Origin of the sequence: Rhizobium mayense, assembly GCF_030272705.1 — a bacterium.
Taxonomy (GTDB): Bacteria; Pseudomonadota; Alphaproteobacteria; order Rhizobiales; family Rhizobiaceae; genus Rhizobium; species Rhizobium mayense.
In genome coordinates, this window is the sequence record NZ_JARFYM010000007.1 from 1 (window position 1) to 21,319 (window position 21,319).

The following is a 21,319-nucleotide window of genomic DNA, read 5'->3' on the forward strand; positions in this document are numbered from 1 at the left end:
TAATTTGTTCGTCCGTGAAACGGTTGCGCTTCATTCCCTGGTCCTCTCAATGGGCCAGAGCTTACTTCAAAATGGATTATTTCAACGGGGCAAGGTCAACGGCAACGGTGTGATGCTGAGCTATGCGGCATCCAGCGGAGAATTAATTTAGGCCATTTGAGAGCTGCGCCAATGGGCCTTGCCACCGAAGGTACTTTGTAGGCGACGAAACTGACGATGAAGGAGGTGATAGTGCGGTGAGGCTGGTCAGTATCGCGGTCAGTCAGTCTCTAGGAGAGAAGAAGGCCGCAGAACCCGCAATGGTTCCGACTAATACACTCCGGTCGAGATACACATTTCGTTGTTCGCAACTTGTTTCAGCGATGAGCAGGCAACCGTGGCAGGCCGCGCCATGGAGCGCCCGGTCCTCTGATGCCTTGGTCGGATCGTGATCTGCACAGATGGGGTCACCAGAACATAGCCCGAGACGGCTGAGAGCAGACGCCATGACGCCCGGGAAGCGGCGCGTGACCTCAACCAGGCCGCCGAGCGTCCCCTGATTACCGGCGCTGGCGGTGTAAATGAGGATACCGCATTCCTTCGGCTGGCCTGGTAGACTAGGAATGAGATAAAGGCGCTCTTTCAACGAGCTTGCGGGATAGCCGCAGTCGATCGCCACCTCGTTGATCAGAGCATGAGAAAGGCTATGCGCCATCGTGTACTCGATGTGCTCTCCTTCCCACGCCATCTTGTCTGAAGCGCCACGGTCGCGACGCGATTTCTTCCAGGCTCTGAGACCGCCTTCCAAGACGGATCTACGCTCTCGAACCGATGATCGCGATGCCCACGCCATTAGCGCAACAGGGTCGAAGCGTATGAAAAAGCCTTCACCGTACTGCTCGATCGCCGGCAACCATTCCGGAACCTCGCCTAGCGGCGCGCCGTTCACAGCGAGACCAACATCCTCCACCCCATCGTCAGCCAATGGGGCCGGTTCAAAGCGCGTGAAACCATAGAGGCAAGACACCTCCCGAAGCCGGTGGACCGCCACTAGGTCCTTGATCCCGGCGAGCATAGGTTCACATTTCGGATCCCAGAGGTTTCGATCGAGCGTTTCGGCATGGAGTCGGGCGTCGGGGCGGTTCTCGCCGATTAGAGCGCGTCCGCTCGCCAGCAATTGGAACTCAGCAATCCGAGGATTCATCTGGTCGGTCTGATCCGAATTCTTTCCGGCCGCTGTTCGAGCTTCTATTCGAGCGAAGACGTCGGTATCGGAGAATGGTCCTAGGTTTGCCGCGACAACTGGGTTGAACCGTTTCGCCATGGCGACCTCGCTTACGGACGAGCAGGTGCTCACGTTCGACCACACCGCGTCGAGCGCCTTGTCGAGCGCGTCGTTCGCTTCGGGCAACGAGATCACACGTACGATCTGAGGAAAGTATGTGTTGGTTGCACTCCGGGTGAGGAGCCGCAGGGAAATGTCGCAGCCGTCCGGATCGTCCGGACCAATCCAAGGTCTCTTGCCGCTGCACGGGCCGAGCCGACCGGGTTGAAAAAGCTCCTCCAGAGAGAGCTGCGCGCCGCATTCACAGACGATGCGAGTGTCGCGGGGATCGGCGCTCGTACCGGAATCCTCGAGCCACATAGCCCTCCGGCAGGCACCGCCTTCGCCCCGCGCCTCGCCAAAGCGCCCGGCATGCACGACCCGCCGCCACTCGATATCCTGCAAGTGCCCCTTCTCGCATCCGCAAACGAACCGGAGCGGCGAAGCGTGGCGCTTCTTACCGTCGTCGCCTTTCCAGTCGAGCCGCTTCGGTGCCTCTAGTTCACTAAAGCGGACGATCCGACGTCGGTTGGGCGCATCGCCGGCGATGGAGTCGCTAGCGAACCACTCCGGAAACACTTTCGCCTTGATGGCCGGGGAAGGTAAGCGCGGGTTTCCGGGATCAATCGGCGGAGTGCGGAAACTAAGCGGCTTTTCTGAGGAAATTCGCTTGTCATTGCCACCCGCAAGCCGGCGCTCCAGCAACTGCGCGAGCCGCGGTTCCTCGATTGGCTGAAATGCCTGGGGACCGAAGGATTCCCAATGGTCAAGTCCCATCACTAGGACGGAACGGTCGGGCAAATCCATCATCGCACCTGGCCCAAAAAGCCCGACCACTTGCCCCATGCGTATCTGGTCTTTTGCCATAGTGGAACCTCAGCTCAGCGTGTTACCGAAATTGTCGATGATTTTCAGGACCGAAGCATGTTCGACGTCGCGCATCGAACGGCCTGCCTTAAAGGCTCTCAGGTCGGGATCAAGGCCCGCCAGCAGCGGATCTAGCGGCTGGTGTAGTAGCGCCTGAGTGCCCGGATAGCCGTAGTAAAGTCTCTCAGCGTTTCCGCGACGGTCGTCGGCGATTCGTCGCCAGGTGGTGAGCAGCTCCTCCACGATGGCCTTGAGTGCAGCATGTCCTCCGACAACTGACTCCGAGGGTGCACGCGAGAGGATCACGTCGACAATCTCTGGCATCAGCACATGGTCGGGCATCTCAACAGCGTTGCGCTCGTCGGTCAGCTCCGGATGCAGGTGCCGAACACAGGCCACGATGACGGCGGCAAGTGCGCGGTCGATCGCTCGTGCCGCCCAAGGCGTCACGCTGGTCGGTTCGACGACGCGGTAGAACGCTGCATGGAACTGGCGGAAGCGCTCGAAGTGTAGGCGATCGCGCGGCTTCTGTGCGTTGAGGAGTGTCACCACCAGTCCTGGCTTGTCTGGCAATCGCCCTACGCGGCTCGATGCCTGAATGTACTCCGAGGCCGATTTCGGCTGTCCCTGCATCAACATCAATCCTAGGCGACCGATGTCGAGGCCTACGGAGATCATATTCGTGGCGAGCGCTACATCGACGCCCGCCTTGTCGGCGGCCACCACCGCAAGCGAGTCCTTCGCCGCGGCCACCTTGTCGGTGCTCTCGCGTGAGGTGAGTTCGAGCACGTCGCGCATGCGACGGCTCGCGAAGGGCTGATCGGGTGGGGCGACGCGCCGCCGCTTGTCTCCGTAGTCTGAGAGATAACTGCGCACCTCGTCTTCAACGATGCGTCGTGCGCCACCGAGTTCGCGTAGCGCGTTGAAATAGCCAAGCGCGGTCATATATGGGTCGGCGTCGTTGCCCTCGTCAGCCTCCTTCTGGGCGGCGGCGAGCAACGTGGTCAGCGTGCGCAGGAAGACGAGCTTTGGGCCCTTTCCCGGAGCGGCGAGTCCTAAGTACAGCCGCGCGGGACGTTGGGTCGGCGGTACGGTCTCTGCAAAGAAGCTGTCGCGTCGGTCTGGACCCGGTGGAGGAAAGATCTCGGTGGTCTCGCGGTCGAAGAGCGCCTTGATCTGTGCCGTGGCGCGCCGGACGGTCGCGGTGGAGGCGACTATCTTAGGTCGAACACGTAGGCCCATCATCGTTCGACTAGCAAGCCGATCGAGAGCAACTTCGTAGAGCGCTGCGACCGTACCGAGAGGCCCGCTGATCAGGTGCAGCTCATCCTGGATAATCAAGTCCGGCGGGTCGAGTGTGAACCCGTTGCCTAGCGGCCTTCCGTCCCCCGCCTTGTCGTTCGCGCCGTAAAAGCCCCATTCGTCCGTGCGGTTCACATGGCCGAAAAAAGCGCCCGCCTCGCCCAGCCAGGGAAGCCCAGCGAACTTGTCGACGGTGGCGATTACGAAGGCCGGGAGTCGACGGTAGATCGCCTCGTCGACGGTCAGAATTGGCAGCGCCCGCCCGCCGGTGAAGTCGCAGTCCACATTGGTACAGCGAATCTCCATGTTCTTCGGTGCAATGGCGGTAGGCGTGCAGGCAAAGCTGTCGGCTGTGAAGGGCTCCGCGCACCATGGGCAGGCCTTGATCGGCGCTGGCGCTTCCCGGCCTGAGGTCTTAAAGCGCTTGACGCGGATGACCGCCGTGTCCGGATTGGGGTTACCTTGGCCGCCGAGACGGTTCGGCGATGCGGCGGACCCGACCCAAAGGCCGATCTCGATCGGCCAGTCACCCAGGAGACGCTGCGTTCCGTCCATCCAGGCAGGCTCGCCGCGCATCAGTTCCAGTGCACAGACGACGCCCGCTGCGCGCGAAAGCTGATCGAGCGTGAGCAGGCGCAGCGTGTAGCGCATCAGCACCGAGACGCCCGCACCAAGCTTCCCACCAGCCGTCAGGCGGCGATGAGCGATTGTCCAGGCGGCGAGGCCGAGATAGGCTTCCGTCTTGCCGCCGCCCGTCGGAAAGAACAGCAGGTCGACGATTTCCCTGTCCTCGTGCAGCTTGTCATTCAGGCCGGGCAGGTTCAGCAGCACGAAAGCGAGCTGAAACGGCCGCCAAGTCGGCTGCTTCTGCGCCGTCGGATCGCCGTTGCGGCCCGCTGTGCGCTGCCGTGCCGCACGGGCGACGGCCTCATTCATCGCCTGGAAGGCCAGCCGCGCCCACTTGTCCTTCTTCAGTAGCGCTATGCCAGCCTCAATGCGTCCCTGTGCGCGGCGGGCAGCATCTAGCAGTCGCGCAGCAGTTCTACGCCGCGGCTCTCCGTCGATAGTGCCAATCCTACTCACTTCGGTATCGATCCAGGACGCATATTCGCCCGGCAGGCCCGAGAGCACTGCCACCAGCGCATCCGGGTCGCGAGCAGCAAGTTTCGACAAATCCTCCATGCCAAATGTCGCGCCGATCTTCTCGTTCGGCTCGACGCGTTCCACCTCTGCCGAGGGCAGGAAGTCCGTATGTGCGGCGCGCACCACGCCTTCCTCGTCGGGCACCCAGCCTGCCGATGTGGCGTTGCCGACCGCGAATTCAGCCACGTCGCGATAGTGGAGGTCGGCCATCGCGGCATCCGGATCTTCGGAACCGAATCCTGTCATGTCCGTACGAGGAAATAGAGGCAGTTCGCTGCGGACCTCCAGTCTCACCTGAAAAGCGAAGGTCACGTCGGCAAAGCGGCGGCGCGTCGGGTCGCGGCGGTTGACGAGCATCACCGTCAGCGCCACGACGTCTGCCTTGGTGCCGTCTGGCTGGGGCAAGCTATAGGGCCGTGCAAAGGCTTCAACGACGAGTCCGCCGCCTGGGCGCTGCTTTCCGGCCGAGCCTTCAAGTGTACGGGTTATCCGTTCCCCGGGTCTCGGAACCGCGATTGTCACGCGAGCCATGCCGGGAATGCGCTGCCATGCAACATTGCGGTGCTTCGGATCGAATGCTGCCGCATCGTCGAGGAACACCTCAGGCGGCAATGGGGGCTCGGTTACATAGTCGCCCCACGTGGCGGTGACGTCGACGGTTTCTGCACGCGCATCTACCAGGACCGTCAGCCCGCACGCCGATGGTGCCAGCGGTCTCCTTGGGGCAGGATCGTCGGGCGCGGTATCGTCAGCGGCACGTGCATTTCCTGTCTCAGGATCTCCCTGCTCCTCGCCGTCGGTGACCATGTCGCCGGTCTCCTCCGGCTGGTCCACTTCATCAACGCCGTCTGTCGGAGCTGGCACTAGGAATCCTGTGAGGTACCAGCGCGACGGATTGGTATCGAGTTTCTCGCCCGCAATGTCTATGTCATGCAAGTCGGGTCCGATCAGATCGCGCCGGAGCGTCTCTACGAGACGACCGCGGACGGCTGTCGGCGATTTCGGATCGATGCTCATACTTCCCCCTCAGATTTCGTCGGCGTCCGGCGATACCTGTTCGCGCAGTTCTATTCGTAAACGGCTTCCCGTCCTTGTTGATAGTCTCCCACTACCCAGATGAAGCTCTGGATGTCGATCCTGTCGCGCGGACGCATGTCAGCCAGTTCCCGCTCTGTCTTCGAAACGAGATCGAGCAGGCTCTCGTAGACCGGCAGCCCAAGCCGCGCTTCGTATTCCGAGGCGAAGCGGTGGCCGGCGCGGGTCGCGAAATCCTTGGTGGCTTCCGGCTTCAGGAACATGTGGGTGTCGGGCCGCCAGAGATATGGCAAGTAGGTCGCGACAGTCCATTTCGCGTTGTCGTACGGCTTAAGTGCCTGCTCCATCGCAAGAAGGTGTGACTTGCCGCCGTCCAGCGTGAAGCGAGCTGCTGCTTGGACGAATTCGTCTGCATGTGGACCGCGCAGCACGTCCTGCAGCCGAGTCTTTTCGAACGGCGACAGCATGTTCGTGGCCCGGAACACGGCAAGCACCGCTTCGCCGAATCCTGTCCCATCGACTGCCTTTTCGAGCGGCGCTGTGTCGTCGAGCTTAGCCTTTGCCGCAAGCTTGTAGTCGCGCTCCTGCGATGCGTATCCGCCGGAATGAAAGCCGTTCGGAAAGAAGGTCAGGAAGCGCTTCCTTGCGCCATCGAAGCCGAAATATCTCGGGTCGCTCTTCCCCGCATTATCGTGCAACTGGCGCCAGACATCGTCAGCGTTCTCTCCCTCGGCGCACCGAACGCCATCGGCGAGACCGAAGTAGCGGCCGCTCATCCGGACGAGGCGAAGCTCCTTCTTGCCGAGCTTGCTGGATCGGATTGTTTCGGCCTTGCTCATTCTGGCATCTCCAGGTTTGAAACGCTTGTCAGTCTTGCTGCCATGCGCTCCTCGAAGTTCAAGCGCCATTTGCCGTCGAGCGTACACCACTGCGACTTCTGCCCGCGTACCATCACGAACTCGTTGATGATCGGTTTGTCGAGGGCGTCGGTGACAATGGCAACCCTGTAGTGCGCGTTTGGACTGCGCTGCTTCTGGTAGTTCTTAAGGCAATTAAACTCGTTTACTGTCAATTCAGCGCTTACGTCGCTTCCGGACCGCCCTTTAACTTCTACGTGCAAGACTTCCTCTTTCCGGGTGGCGACCAGATCATAACCAAGGTTTTCTTTCTCAACCGATTCGATCGCGTAACCGAGACGTTCCAGCTTCAGGCCAACCGCTAGGACGGCCGCCTCTTCGATCTTCCGACGCCTTTCAACGTCTGCCTGCCAGCCGGAACGCTTGGTACTGGGCTTGCTGTCGGAGCGTCCATCTGTCGACGGCTTTCCGAAATCGATGTTTTTGAGAATCTTGTTCAGGAGTTTGAGAGCAGGAGAGCCAAATTTGGGGTAGAAAACTTTCTGTTGCCCCGGCCACGACTGACCGTTTCGCGGCTGGCCCGGTGCCACGAAAATCGGGCGTGCATCAGGCTCCAAGAGCACGCAGTCCTCCGCCTTGGCTGTACAAAGATAACTGGCAGCCTCGCCGTCGATCAGGCGCTGACGAGCAACCTTGCCTTTGGGATGCTGGACTTCGCGAAAGACCGTCGCATTACGCCAGACGCCTACTACAGCGCGGCCGCCTTGTTCCGGATGTGGAGCGGTCCAGATGACCGTTGCGCCCTCCAGCGTCTCGGCATGCCGTGATACATCGAAGTGTTTCTCCAGATGCAGATTACCAGTTGGAGGCACATAACCATAACACACGCCGTCAATGTTTTTGAAATTGAGCATCTCATGACCGTAGCCATTTTCGACAGCATACTTGAAGCCACCAGCGCTAAAGCTGGCGCGGTCACCGTTATACTTGGCCATCCATGCCGTGTGAAAAACGATGATGTCAGGCATCGCTGTCCTCCCCGTCGTCGATCTCGTCATCATCCCCTCGATCAGCCGAAGTCATACCCAGCGCACGCTCCTCGGCGGCGCGTTCCGCGTTCAGCGCCAGCAGGCGGGCAAGGACTTCGTCTTTAAGGTCTGATGGCCAGTCGAGACGCGTCTTGGGCGTCTTACCTTCGTCGGCTTCCTGCTCGGTGAATTCCGGCTCAGCGCGGTTCGCGAGATCATCCCAGCCATATGCGCGCAGCACAGAGACATCCATCGCGTGATGAAGTTCACGTAGGCGACCGACGTCAACGCCGTTCTCCCCGTACGCGTGGAACCGGTTGTACGTCTTCGTCAGTCCTTCATTTCGGGCAATCATTAACTGCGAGCGAAATGCGCTGTAAGCCTCACCCGATTGTCCGAGCGCGGGATCCGATTCGTAAACCTTAGGAAACGCATAGGTCTCAAAGCAATCTTCTATGTTGTAGCGCCCTCTATCCTCAAGCGTTCCCGCGAAAAAATTGACCCACGTTTCGTGAACACGCGAACATAACACAGCAATATTATGGTAAGCGGGTCCCAAAAATACTAAAGCCGTCTGATCAAATATCTGTTTCGTCGAAACACACGAGAAAGTTGGGAAGTGCGCACTCGTAAGAGATCGAGCGACCACAGTTTCAACGTTGTTGATGCAGTAATAAAGATAATTATTGGGACGCTTAAACTTCCACCACTTCCTCTTCGCAGCTTTATCGCCCTGCTTCTCTCTCTCTGGCCTGACATAGGTTTCGACTATCCGAAGGAGCTCGGGATAGTCGGCAGACACCCGATCTGGATAATCCTCTGGAACAACACCAGTTCGAAGGTGAGCTTTTCTCTGTTCTTCATTCAATAGATGCCAATTCGTGAGCGTGGAATCCCGTTTAAGTGGTATGTCTCTGAAATCTATGATGAAACGGCTAGGTTCTTGTTTTGGATTCGTCGTCAGGTCGTTTCCACCAATGTACGGTCGTATGCTTTCAGCGATCCGTGGATTGGCTTCGATGAGTGATTCCATCACTGGAGTGGATTCACACAGTCCGTTCTGAGCCTCTCTGTCGTCAAACAAAAAGCCAACGCCTAGCGGGTATGATCCAATAAGAACCCTCCTTGAGTTTGCTGCTAGACGTTCAGCAGCTTCATCGAGTTCGCCAGCGACCAAATAGGCTGAAATCCGACGAACCGACCGACCATCAAGGTTTGGTGAGAGCGCTTCCCCCTTCACTACGTGCACTACCGAGACCACAACGGCCGCTTCACCTGGCCATTTGAGCCGCCTTATGGCGCGGGAGATCACACCTCCTTCGGAGATGATCTTGGTCAGCCCCGAAGCGCGCGTATCGCCTTGGCCAATGGTGTTGGTGGCGATCAGACCGAAGGATCCACCCTGTCGCAACAGGTGAAAAGCACGCAGGAAAAAATGCGCCACGAGATCGGCATTGCCATGCGCACCCGCGTGCATCGTCTGCAGCCAAGGCAGATAGTGATCGCGATTTCCGGCGATGATGGTGTTCTTGCCGGCGAAAGGCGGGTTGCCGACAATGGCGTCGAAACCGGGATTGCCGGCACGCGCCTTGGCATCGAACACCTCGGGAAACTCCACCTCCCAGTGGAACGGCTGCAGTGCGCCCTTACCAGTGGTCAGGCTGCGTGAATGGGCCACGATACGGTCGAACCAGTCTGGCGCCGTAATATTGGTTTGGACGATCTTCTGGAAATCGACCAGCGCGGCGATGCGGGGCTTCGACTTCCCTGCCGAGAAGAACGCAGCGAGCACGCCATCGCCGACAAGCCTGGCCATGTCGAGCCGCGCGTCTACTATTCGCAATTGCGCACCGAGTTCTGCGGCGCTCGCCCATTCCGCCCGCTTCTGGATTTCAAAACGCAGCCGCTCGGCTTCCTGCAAATGGTCGGAAACGAGCTTTCCGACGAAGGTCGGTTGCTTAGTCGTATCCCAGTGCGTTGCCGCGATCTGGTCTCTGGTCAGCCCCACGAGGCTGTCGCCGCATTTCAGCGCATGGTCGACGAACGTGAACTCGTGGTCACGGGCTAGAGTCGCCAGCCACAGCGACAGCTTGGCAAGGTCGACGGCGCGTGAGTTCCTGTCGACGCCGTAGAGGCAGTGCTGGGCCACCAGACGGCGAGCGTGAAGCGGCTCGTCCTCATCAGGCGGGATGACGGGCCTCGTCTGTGGCCAACGCGCCCAAGCCAGCACTAGCCGGTCGCCGAGCGCGCGGCAAGCCTCGACCAAGAATGCGCCCGACCCCATAGCCGGGTCGCAGATTTTGAGCGAGAGTACATCCTCCGGCGTTGCATCGGGACCGATGCGCTCGAAGGCGGGCTCCAGCGCGTGTTGTACGATGGGAGCAGTGAGCGAGCGCGGCGTGTAATGGCTGCCTGTACGCCGCCGCTCGTCGGTCGGCTGCAGGAGCGGCATTCCGGGAGCGGCGACGGCAGCGCCCGGCGAGGCGCGTTCATCGACGATAGGCGTGAGTGCCGCGACAAGTTCCTCGATCGTGCCGGCCTCCTTCAAAGCCTTGCCGACCTTGTCCGTCACCTTGCCCCGGTCCGCTTCCTTGTTAAGGAATTTCGTCCGCTCGTTTGGCTTCTCCGCGAGCAGCTTGTTCAGGTTCACGAAGACAGGAGTCTTGTCATTCTTGCCCGCGCGGATAGCCAGCGCAGGTCCGTCCATTGTCTCCACCGTGAAGCCCATCACGGTCTCGTAAACGCTGCCGATCTGCTCCACGTCGAGCGTGCGGTAAGATAGCTTGTCTCCTCCAAGCACCAGCAGGCGGTCGAGTACCTTCGCCACGCACTCGTCCGATACCTCGGCTGGCCTCGGAGAACCCTCGGTTTCGTCCTGGCCCTGCAGGAAGGGAAAAGCGCCGGGGTCGAACAACTTGCCGCCGCGCCCGCGAATCCAGTCCCGGGAGGGGTCCCCCTGATGAACGAGGCGGAACAGCGTAAGTAGTCGCGACCAGGCGCCACGACGCAGGTGCATGGTCAGCTCGTGCCGAGCACGATCCTCCACTAGCCGCGCATGCAACGTCCGCACGCCGTAGCCCTGGTCGTAGAGCCGTCGCGCCTCGGCGTCTGTGCGCGAGGGAATGAGTTCGCGATCCTCGGCGTACAGCAGGAACACCAGGCGCAGTAGAACGGTCAGCAGGCCGTCATAGACGTGCTCGGACCGTTCGCGGGCGAGCCGTTCTATGCGCGCGCGGTCGGCGTCGTGCAGGCCGCGCAGCAGCTCGTGCAGCGCGCCGAGCACCTGAGCCGCAAGCTTGGTCGACACCTCTGCCTGCTCATCGCGGCTCTTCTGGAGCAGCGCTGGCAGGCGGCGTTCCGGTGCATCATTGTGCAACCGGAAAGAGGAGAGGAGTAACTTCAGGCCTCCAAGCATGGGCCGGCCGCCGACCTCGCCGAGCGAGCGTAGCGGGAATCGCAACCAGCCGCTGGTCTCGCCACGCGGGGCATGGATCAGGCGCAGTTCGCTGTCGGTCACAAGGATTCCCGTGCGGACCCCTCGGTCTTTGCACAAGCGCTCCAGCCGCTGATGCGGCGTCGCCTCCCAGCCCTCCAGCGCACCGCGTCCGTCCGGGTCGACGCCTGCCGCCTCGACACGCACTAGCATCTGCCAGCCGCCTTTGGGATCGGCGACTGCCCAGTGTGGCGCGATTTCGATATCGCTTTCTTCAATGCGCAGAACCAGATCGTCGGGGATCGGCGCGCCGCCGGGACTGCCCGCCACGCGGCTCGGCCGCCAGCCGAGAATGTCGGCGAAGAAGGCCCAAGCATCGAGAAGCGCCGGTCCGGGGTCTTTAAGCGACAAATGCGACTTGATTGCCTCAGTATCAGAGCGCGTCTGCTGCTCAGGAACAAGCTCATAGGCCTTCAGCACCACCGGGGCCACGACGAGCCCGACCGGCTGGACGTGACCGAGCCATTCCTCGTTCGGATCGAATCCTGCCATGCTCAATTCCCCTCCGGCCAGAGGTAAACGAGTCCTATCGTCTCCAGACGGTCCGCGACCACGCCGTAGGACTCACGTACGCGGCGAGGACCTGTCTCGATGTCGCTCGTGAGGCGGTCGAGCTTCGCCTTCCAGTGCCGTCTGTCGCGCCGCCGTTGCTCGACCTCCTCTACGATCTCGGGCAGGAAGCTCATCTGCTTGTCGTCCGGCTCGGCGTCGGCCTTGGCGATGCGCGCGCGCTGGTCCTCCAGCAGGCGCTTCAGCGAGGTCGCCTCCGCCTCGGCGATCCTGGCTAGATCCTTCGCCGCCTCGGCTTTGGCCTCCTCGGCGCGGGCGCGCAGCTCCGCTTCCAGGTCAGCAGCATCCTGGGCGGCGTACTGGCGGATGCGATTAACGATGTGGGGTGCGGGCACGCGAGCAGCCCGGAACGCTTCCTCGAGCTGGACAAGGGTCGCTGCCTCGCGCGTCGGTCCGAAAGGCTTCAGCGGTTTGCTGCCCCGCCCAGCTTCCGTCCATGCCGCTGTCACCAGGATGATCTCCTCGTGAAGGCGCGCAGCCCCCGGCCCGTAGAGCGCCAGCCGACCGATCAACACGACCCGCGGCTGGGCGCCGGGACCAATCACCACGCTCGCCCGTGACAAGCCAGATGCGAATCCTTGCGCCAGGAAGCGCGCCAGCAGGCGCCGGACGAGCCTATGCTCCAGGTGCACCTGAACCACGCCCTCGGCATCAACGCCCGCCGTGGTGATGGCAGGCTTGAAGCTAAAGGAGCGAACCGGGGCATCGCGACGCCAGTCCTTGAGGCTCTCACCGCGTTTGCGGCGACGAATGCGCAGGTCGTCCAATGCTTCCGCCCAACCCGCTGTCTGGAAAGCGGGCTCCGACGGGTCAAGACGGAAGGTCAAGGTCTCTCCAACCGCGCCGTCACGGTGAGCGTCTAGCGAGGAACCCGTGCGCGTAAGGGCAACCGACATCACCGCCTTAAGGTCGTTCGGATCAACACCGACGCGCGCACGCGATTCCTCCAACGCGGATCGGAGGTCGTCGAGCTCCTTAGCCTGGCGGGCACGGCGCGCCACGGTCGTATCGTCCATCTCCTCGACGGCCGTCTGGGTTTGCTCGTCGGGTGTCTCGCCGTCGCCGTCGATCTCACGGGCGAGCCCCTTGGCGCCGCGGATGCCATCCTGCATGAGCCGCCGGTTGATACGCTCCGCAATGACCTGGCCAGCGGATCCTAGCTCGTCGTGTATCTTCTCAGTCTTGCGAACCAGCGCCTGCAGAACGACGTCCTCCTCACGCTGCTCGTAGACGAAATATGGGCAGTGCACGACCGGAGAAGGCTGCAGCTTGCGGTCGATACGGCCATTGCGCTGCTCAAGCCGCGCAGGATTCCAAGGCAGATCGACGTGGACTAGGTCGTGGCAACGCATCTGCAGATTGATGCCCTCGCGGGCGGCATCGGTGCAGATAAGGATTCGCAGCGGATCTTCGGTCGGATCGGCGTTGAATCGTCGCTTCAGCTCCTCCCGCCTATCCGTCGAAGTTGCGCCGGTAAAGCACGCAATGCGATCGTCCGGCAGGAGATCGTCGAGCGCTTCTTGCAGACGCTTCTCAAGCCAGCGGCGGGTGTCCTCGTACTCGGTGAAGAGGATGAGACGGCGCTCGTTCCAGCGCCCGCCTGGAGCCATGTTCTCGCGGATCCACTGGGCAAGGCGTATGACCCGTGCATCTGGCTCCTGCGCATGCCGGCGGGCTATCCTCAGCATGTCGTCGACCATGGCGAGGTCGGAGACAGCGGCTGCGGCCATCCCCGCTGCTTCGGCCGCTGCGTTCTCGTCCTGATCGAGCAGCAATTCCGCGGCAGCCTCGTCCTGTGGCTCTTCCTCCATTTCGGCGGCCTGGCCAAGCGCGCTTGCCGCGAAGCTTGCCGTTTCTCCTTCAGCCGCCCGCATCAGTCCTTTGCGATGCACCTCCAACGTCCGCGCGAAGGCTGCGATGGAGGACAGGAGCCGCTGCTGCAGACCGACCAGCGTCAGCCGCACGTATCCGGCCTGCCGGGGCGGCAGTCCCTCCGCCTTTGCCCTGACCGCGTCGGCATAGGCACGCAGCATAGAGGCAAGCACGAGTTCGGGCGCGCTCTGCGGCAGATCGGCGATCTGGATGGGCTCAACCTTGCGAAGCGGAAAGCGCTCGCCGAAATGGCGCAAGTCCGACTTCAGCCGTCGAACCATGACCGGATCCAGATCCCTCGGCCGCACTGGCACACCACGGGTGAAACGCTGTGGGTCCAAGATCTCAAGCAGTGCCGAGAAGGAGTTCGAATGCCCGTTGTGCGGGGTGGCCGACAGGAACAGGCGGTGTTCGAAGCGATCTGCCAGACCGCGGACGACGCGCGTGAACTGGCTTTCGATCGCATACTTCATGCCGCTCGCAGGGGCCGCATGATGCGCCTCGTCGAGAATGAGCAGCGAGCGCGGGCGGAAGTCGCCGAGCAGGTCACGAAGGCCGGCGACATAGGTCTCATCCGTCAACAGCGAATGCGAGAGGATAAACTGCGAGCCAGACGACCAGGGTGCAGCACTGTATCCTCGTTCCCGCCGCAGCACGTTCAAATACTCGCGGTCGATGATGGTGAATGACAGGCCGAACTTAGTCTCCAACTCATCCTGCCATTGGCGCACTGTGCCAGCAGGTGCGGCAACGAGAACGAAATCGATGCGATGACGAAGCAGCAGTTCACGAAGGACGAGGCCGGCTTCGATCGTCTTGCCCGCACCGACATCGTCGGCAATCAGGAGGTTTATGCGCGGGAGCTTCAGCGCCTTGCGCAGGGGCAGAAGCTGGAAGGCATCCAGATGGATTCCGGCACGAAACGGCGCCTGAAACAGATCCCGGTCTGACGACGTTGCCGTATTCCATCGGAGCGTCTTGAGGTAGGCTGAAAAGGTCGTTGGGTCGTCAGTGCCTTGCTTGGCAATCTGCCCCCAACCTTCGTCGTTTAGCACCTCAGCATCAATTTCCGCGTTCCAGAGAACTTCGAGCGTTTCTCCTGCGGCATCATCATCGATACACGCGAGGCGAACTACAGGAAATTCAGATCTAGGCGACGCAACCTCTACCAGCCATCGGCGCGCGCGTACGCGCACGAACTGTCCAACAGATGGCACCATGTTCACCCCCTACAGACAGGAGATTGGCCCCCGCCCGGACTTCATAAACCCCGAATCTTAGTAATGGATATTGAATGGGAAGGGAAAATTCAATCAAGAGTCGTGCACCACGTATAGGTCATTTCACCACAGCATCCGTAGAAGGCTCGAAGCGATTGGTCGGCATCGACAAGACGCGCCGAAAGAACTACGACGCACCGGTGAACTCTATTGCGTACTTATCGATCTTCATTTTAGCGATGGGGATTTTCATTCTCCGCAATCGTTGGCGCACCGTTCTCTCATGATGCTCACGTATCCTCGAACCAAGGTAGATACGCATTACCGCGGCAGGATCCACATACTCTGCTTTCCCAACGAGGGGAGCAATTATCCGCCACTCACGCTCGGACGCCCATCTCACGGTTTTGGTCGCCAACGTGAGCTTGGCTTTGTCGATCAGACTTGCCTTTTGTGATGCGAGAATTGGAGGCTTCTCGTTGTAAGCCATGCGAATCAGATCGATATCATCATCAAGTCCAGCGAGAAGCTTTCGGGTTGAAAACATAATGCAGATCCCACTGAACTGGCCAGCATAATGAGCCCACATAGGTTCGTGATCGTGCACTTCGGACAAGGAAGCGATGCCAAGATCGTTTCGAGCTTCCGCAACGTCTTCAAGACCTTCTCGCGACCCCCTGAGGATCGATCCGAGGGACGTCCTATGAGCACCTTCCATCGGATCGTTCATGTCGGAAAAGCGCGGGCAATAAACAAACGCGTCTTCAATCGCTTGCAGTTCTCTGTCGATCGTGTCGTCTTGCAGGGATCGGTATCGATATAAATACGTGGGTGTTGAATAAATTCTAACTTGCGCCATGGGGCTATCTCATTGGTCTACGGCAAAGCGTGTGAGATCCAGCGTCACGGAAAGCACGGAACGCCGCCCCACGAAAGAAGGAGCGTTGGCAGATGGTGCGATCAAGGCGTGGATCCAGCTACGCTCATCGGCCTCCGTCTCGGTGGCTGCAACCGTCAGGTCAAGCAATCTAACTGCTGCTATCATGCGGGAGAACGGAGCTGAGATTGCGAAGCGTTGGGAGGAGCGGTATTGCACGCTTGTCCCAACGCCCTGAGCGCTCTCACGGCCGTCCGATCGTGTGGGATCGACCCGGTGATCGTGATTTCATACTCCGTTGGTATCTTCTGTCCGTCATAAAATCAACTCTCTGCAGCGAGAGCATGCTTCGCCTTCTACCGGCTCGATCGTTTGAGTTCAGACGAGGCGGTATCGTCCCTCGCCATCTCTCGCGAAGATGCCGCACGATACGCCAAGCGAAAGCATTGTCTGGAGGCGGTCTCCAGTTGGCTCGAACACGCCGCTTGGAGATATGCGCACCCGTAGCCACCCATCGCCTTCCAAACCGATCCTCAGCCTTTTCTTGCCGTCTCCACCGCGCACCGCCGACCAGTGGACATGCTGACCGATGACCCAGCTCTCAACGACCTCCTTCCAGATGGACTGGATTGGGCGATCCGCCACTGCTTCGAGCCTTCTCGCCATCAGCCCCATCGGCAGCCTGTCGGGGCGTCCTTCGAGAGCGTCTGCAAGGCCATCAGGTGGGGTCTTTCCCTCGAAGGCATTGGCGACCGCCCGGACAACCGCGAACGATCGCGCGGCTAGCGCCGGGATGAGGGTGACATCGCGGCGCTGTGCCTCGACAAGTGCTGCAAGCAGTGAGACGACATCATTTCCATCATCGGCGGAAGCACGCGGCCATCCCGCCTGTTCCCCTTCGATTTCGACGGCGAGCAGGAAGTCACCGATGGTCTCTGCCGAAGCATATGCCTTGTCTGCCGAGGCCGCCTCGTGCGCTCTGGCGATGATCACCTTCGACGGCTTCGGCTGGAACATCGAGCCGACCCGGTCTTCCGACAGAAGTCGCTCCAGCCAGAGCAACATAGCCTCCGTAGCAAGCCGTTGCAGCTGTCTTGCCTGAAGAAGGCACAGGAGCATTCCAGAAACCCCGACCTGCCCGGCATCGGATCCGTCGATGGAAGGGATCTCGTGTCTTGCGAACTGCCGCCGAATCGATCCAGGGCTGCTGGCACCGTCACGCAGCAGAAGCCCGCGGACGAGATCGATGGTGGCCTTGCGGCGCTTTGCTCCCGGCACCGTCGCCTCCGCGCCGATCTCGTAGAACAGCTTTCTGAAGACGTCCATTTCGACCTGCGACGGCTGGTCTACTGGAAGCTTCTCGGCGAATGCGGCGATGTCGCCGTCCATGACAGCCGGAGGTTCGACCGCGAACAGATGCTCAGGCAGCGCACCTCTCACCGCGATATCGAAATCCAGCACGGCGGGCATCGCCTCCGAGGCGACCGAACCTGAGTCCGCGCTGATGTAGCGGATCGACTTGATGGACGGCCCGTATTCGGTCGGCGCCATGAAGCTGGTACCGTTCTTCCGATATTCCTCCCATGCTGATCCGCTGAACAGGAACGGCTCTCCCGCCGCACGCGCACTGATGGCGCGCTTCAGCGAGGCCGCACCCCTGAAGGGTTTTCCGGCAATCAAATGAGACCACGCATAGAGCGCCTCGTAGCGGTCGACGAGGTCGGCAATCACCTGCGCATCATCGATGCCGACAGCGGATGCGATCTGCGTGGCCTTCCATACCGCCCACGCCATGAACGTATAGGGCCGGACATGCTGGGTGACGTTGTTGATGCCCGGCAGGGCATCGTCCATCAGATCGAGGTTGAGCTGGCGCAGGCCTACGGGATCCACCCCGCTTCCGTCCGTCCGCAGCTCGTCCACCACCCGGCATCCCGGTGTCTCTTCGAAGATCTGGTCGATTTCAGACAGTCGCATCTAGTCCTCCTACAACGAAACATCGACGACGACACGTCCGCAAAGGAAGTTGTCGCAGGTCGCTATGCGCAGTTTGTTCAGCCGCTTCTCCTCGATTCCAGGGAAGTGATGGCCGCACCTGCAGGCGGGCCGCCCGTCATGGCGGCGTTCCATCCAATAGATCCGGTCAGGACGTCCTTCTCTGGCCGCGAACCTCCGGAACACCGCCAGCTCCTTGTCCGACGTTCCTTCGGGGGCAACAAAGGCGGTTCCGTCCAACAGAGCGCGCCGGAGATCGTTGACGGTGTTCCACGGCGTCTTGCTGCTTAGGATCGACTCCCAAGCGGCAGACCATGTTTCCTGCGGTATTCCACGTCCGAGGAGTTCCTGATCGAGGGCGCCAGCCATCGGTGCCCTGTCCGCGGCAAAGGCATCGGAAACTTCGCCGCCAAGCCACGCCTGCAGGACTTGATGCATTTTGCCTGACTTTGCCGGATCTCCGATCACCAGCCGGGAGACAACGGCAACGACGCAATCGTCGAGACCCTCCTGACCTTCGTCCTGCGGCCTCGCGCCCCGTGCAAGTCCGAGCCACCGCTCGAGATAAGGGACGAGAAGGCGTTCGGCGTCCTCGGCCCGCGGGACGATCCGCGCGATCATGTCGAACAGCAGGCAGAGACCACTTCCGCGCGTCGGCCCGGCTGGAACGGCCTCCATCTTGGCAAACAACTGCGTAAAGGCGCGTTCGACGATCTTCTGCCTGATCCGCTGGCCCCCGCCTCCCGCGTTGGATGGCCGCGTCCCTCTCCTCTGGCCGCCGTCGATCTTTTCCTCGTCCTCGTCATCTCCGGCATCGTCGTTGTCGGCGGGCAGCGAACCTGTAAGGCTCCTCACGAGAGCATCGATCAGGTCGTCCGGGCCGCGTGCGCCAGAACCGCTCCGCCAGGTTTCCCGCATGTCCAGCGCGCTCATCGTTCCGAACGCACCCTTGACGAAGGCGTGGGAAGCCGATGACCGCGTCTGCCGGCCACCACCTGTCCGCTCGGCGGCCGCAAGAAGAGCGCCGGGATCCTTGGCCACGAATTCGAGAATGATCCCCATGTCGCCGCTAGTGCCGAGCCCCGACACGTGGCGCCCGATCGATCTCACCAGCGGCCCCCGGCGGTTCATCGCGTCGAGGAAGCCGCGCAGGACCAGCCACCCACGGACTTCCTCGGCACCGCGCGAGTAGACGAGCTGCACCGAAGAGCCGAAGGAAAGAGGATCGACTCGATCCGGCACGGCAATGTCGAACTCCCCGTCTTCTCCGATCTCGACCCTGCCAATCACGCTGCGCCGCGCGCCAGAAGCGAGAACGGCATCCCATTCTCCGGCGGATCCGGCTCCTCCGACAAGCCTGCCGGAGACCACCCCGCCGCTGTACTCGACGACCAGTGTGGCGCCGCCGCGCTGCGAAGGCTCGTTCTCTCCCGTGATGCTGACGTTGTAGACCGTTGCAGGAGACCAGCCGAAGAGGGGCGCCCGGTCATGGATTCGCGCGACAACCGCCTCGACGTTCGAACCAGACAGCGCTGGGGTGGTCGCGTTGGCGCTTCCTCCAACCACGAGGCGTCCGCGGGCGCATTCGATGTCGAAAAGCTTTGAGTGGAGCGACCTCTGGTCGCTGAAGGTGTCGGAACGCACTGGCAAGACCACAAGGCCCTCGCCCGCAGCTGCCGCGAAATCGAAAACCGAGGGCGCGACAGCCGGAACCGCCACCGACACGTTATCGCATAGAATGGATTCGCAGAGCAGCCGGACGCCGTGATGCCCCGAGAAGAATGGCGATACCACGGTAATGTGTTCGGCTCCTCCAAGATCCTCGGTCATTTCGGCGATCTGCTCCGCAAGGGGGCGATCCATCGTGTGCAGAAGCCTCGAGGTCCCCTCGCCAGCGACGCCAGCCCCCTTCCTTGCGATATCGATGAAGGGCGCGAGGTCGGGAGTGGCCACGCATTCCAGCCGCCCGCCGGACAGCGTCGCGCGCATCATGGATTCGAGCATACCCGCCAGATCCGCGAAACAGACCGAATCCCTTCCGGGACTGAGATAGTCGAGGACTTCGTTGTTGTAGCCCCAGCCGCCGAAGGTCAGATTACCTGATCCAACCGTTGCACGGATGTTTCCGTCCTCGTCGGCCAGAAGTGCGATCTTCGGGTGGAAGACTCCTGTCCGGCATCTGACGGGCACGAGATCATAGTCGCGCCCGACCCCTACGGCACCGACATCGGCGAGCGAGGCCCGGTATCCCTCGATGTCGGAGATCACCGTGAAGTTCTTGTAGCTCTTGTAGACTGCGGAAAGCGGAATGGCCTCAAGGAAGGACAGGCTGAGCGAGTAGGTCGTGAAGAGGATCGAAGACCAGGCATTCGACGATATCAGGTCGCGAGGCGAGAAAGGCTGCAGTTGAAATCCCCCGATTGCAGACAAGAAGATGTAGTCGAGAGTTGTATGGGGCGCAATCTGCGGCCTTATGGGTAGCTTCTGAAGTCATTCTTCAAGCAGCTCATTCCTTCCGACGCCGGCTCACGCCCGCTCTGCGCGGTGTATCCGTGGTAAAATCTGGCTTCAGGTATTCGAAGCGCGCCTCATCGACTGCGACCACTGGATCGATAGGGCGGGACCGGATACAAGATGATTGGACTCAAAGTATAAGTGCCAGAATGACGACTGAGACCCGAGGGAAACCAGTTGAACAATTGATTCAGGACTTACATCGGGGAAATTTATATGGATTTTCAATATCTTGATGTGAAGCAGAAGGAGCATCGCTTCAAACTGCTTTCTATTCCCGCTGGTTTGCTGACGAAGATCTCCTACGCGTCAGTTCGGCGAAAGGACGATGAAGAGGGCGCTGTGCAGCGTATCCTCAACAATAGCCGTATCTCCGGCGTGAAAGATTTCGCGCTTAAGCTCGGCGATTTCCCGGCATCAATCGTGCTTAATTGGGTCGGACCGAAGCTCGCAACAGCGGGCGGGAAGGTAACTCTCGTTGATAATGCCAGAATGGCCCAGATCATTGACGGACAGCACCGGGTCGCTGGCTTAGCTGCGGCGATCGAAGAAGATCCAACGGTAGCTGGTTTTGAGATCCCGGTAGCGATGTACGAGGGGCTTGATACGTCAAATAGCGCCCGGATCTTTATATCGATCAACACCGAGCAACGGCCGGCTCCGAAGAGCCTGGTGCTCGACCTCTATGGTGTGACGGCTTCCGATCTCATGGATCCTTCGGCGATGCGAGCGAGCGATATTGTGTCCTTTCTTGGAGGCCCTGATCAACCATATGACGGTTGGATCAAGCTGCCAAATCAGGATAGAAAACGGGGTGGTGTTGCTCTCTCAACCGCAGTCAGCGCGGTCAAACCGCTTGTCGACGATAAAGGGCTATTGGATCAAATTGGCGCGAGTGAGCTTAAGATGCAGCAAGCTATTTTTAGCAATTATTTCTCAGCTCTCCAGCAAAGATACGGGAGCAACTGGCACGATCGATCCAATGTTTTCATCTATGCAGCAGGCTTCATCGGAGCGATTGAATTCTTTCGGACCAAGCTTGTCGATTACTGCAAACATAAGGGATCGTTTGAGAAAAGCACGATCCATGACGCGATCGTGCTTGATGAGACGAGCCTAATCTTGCAGGAGAACGTTAAAGGATTGGGTGGAACCGAAGCTGCGAATGCGGTTAGGGACCAGCTTTCGCGCGCGTTTCGACCTGACGACCAGCCTCAGGGTTTCAGAATCTAAAGCGGATGGC

General features: G+C 60.6%; 10 protein-coding genes. 1 reads left to right on the plus strand and 9 read right to left on the minus strand.

The features are described from left to right. Nucleotides 1-262 precede the first annotated feature (262 nt). The 9 genes from drmB to PY649_RS11200 form a co-directional block, all read right to left on the minus strand. Entirely contained in the window at nucleotides 263-2,170 is a 1,908-nt protein-coding gene (gene drmB, locus PY649_RS11160) for a DUF1998 domain-containing protein (protein ID WP_285868429.1), read from the minus strand. 9 nt (nucleotides 2,171-2,179) lie between these two features. Then, the gene (gene drmA, locus PY649_RS11165) at nucleotides 2,180-5,632 is read right to left on the minus strand and encodes a DISARM system helicase DrmA (protein ID WP_285868430.1); all 3,453 of its coding nucleotides are present in this window, start codon (nucleotides 5,630-5,632) and stop codon (nucleotides 2,180-2,182) included. A gap of 50 nt (nucleotides 5,633-5,682) precedes the next feature. Then, entirely contained in the window at nucleotides 5,683-6,489 is an 807-nt protein-coding gene (locus PY649_RS11170) for a hypothetical protein (RefSeq protein WP_285868431.1), read from the minus strand. Beyond that, complete coding sequence (locus PY649_RS11175; RefSeq protein WP_285868432.1) at nucleotides 6,486-7,535, minus strand: protein NO VEIN domain-containing protein; 1,050 nt, start codon at nucleotides 7,533-7,535, stop codon at nucleotides 6,486-6,488. Before PY649_RS11175 ends, PY649_RS11170 begins: the two co-directional genes overlap by 4 nt. After that, nucleotides 7,528-11,520 (minus strand): Eco57I restriction-modification methylase domain-containing protein, encoded by a 3,993-nt coding sequence (locus PY649_RS11180; protein WP_285868433.1) that lies wholly within the window; start codon nucleotides 11,518-11,520, stop codon nucleotides 7,528-7,530. The genes PY649_RS11175 and PY649_RS11180 overlap by 8 nt, the downstream gene beginning before the upstream one ends. Before the next feature lie 2 nt (nucleotides 11,521-11,522). Next, on the minus strand, nucleotides 11,523-14,690 hold the full coding sequence (drmD, locus tag PY649_RS11185) for a DISARM system SNF2-like helicase DrmD (protein ID WP_285868434.1): 3,168 nt from the start codon (nucleotides 14,688-14,690) through the stop codon (nucleotides 11,523-11,525). A gap of 187 nt (nucleotides 14,691-14,877) precedes the next feature. Then, on the minus strand, nucleotides 14,878-15,549 hold the full coding sequence (locus PY649_RS11190) for a DUF2971 domain-containing protein (protein ID WP_285868435.1): 672 nt from the start codon (nucleotides 15,547-15,549) through the stop codon (nucleotides 14,878-14,880). 396 nt (nucleotides 15,550-15,945) lie between these two features. Next, nucleotides 15,946-17,544 (minus strand): hypothetical protein, encoded by a 1,599-nt coding sequence (locus PY649_RS11195; protein WP_285868436.1) that lies wholly within the window; start codon nucleotides 17,542-17,544, stop codon nucleotides 15,946-15,948. 9 nt (nucleotides 17,545-17,553) lie between these two features. After that, the gene (locus PY649_RS11200; protein ID WP_285868437.1) at nucleotides 17,554-19,992 is read right to left on the minus strand and encodes a phospholipase D-like domain-containing protein; all 2,439 of its coding nucleotides are present in this window, start codon (nucleotides 19,990-19,992) and stop codon (nucleotides 17,554-17,556) included. A 300-nt stretch (nucleotides 19,993-20,292) separates the two neighbouring features. Between PY649_RS11200 and PY649_RS11205 the strand changes: the two genes are divergently transcribed. Continuing rightward, nucleotides 20,293-21,309 carry a DGQHR domain-containing protein gene (locus PY649_RS11205; RefSeq protein ID WP_285868438.1) on the plus strand — a complete coding sequence of 339 codons (1,017 nt, stop codon included), beginning with the start codon at nucleotides 20,293-20,295 and terminating at the stop codon, nucleotides 21,307-21,309. Nucleotides 21,310-21,319: the final 10 nt, after the last annotated feature.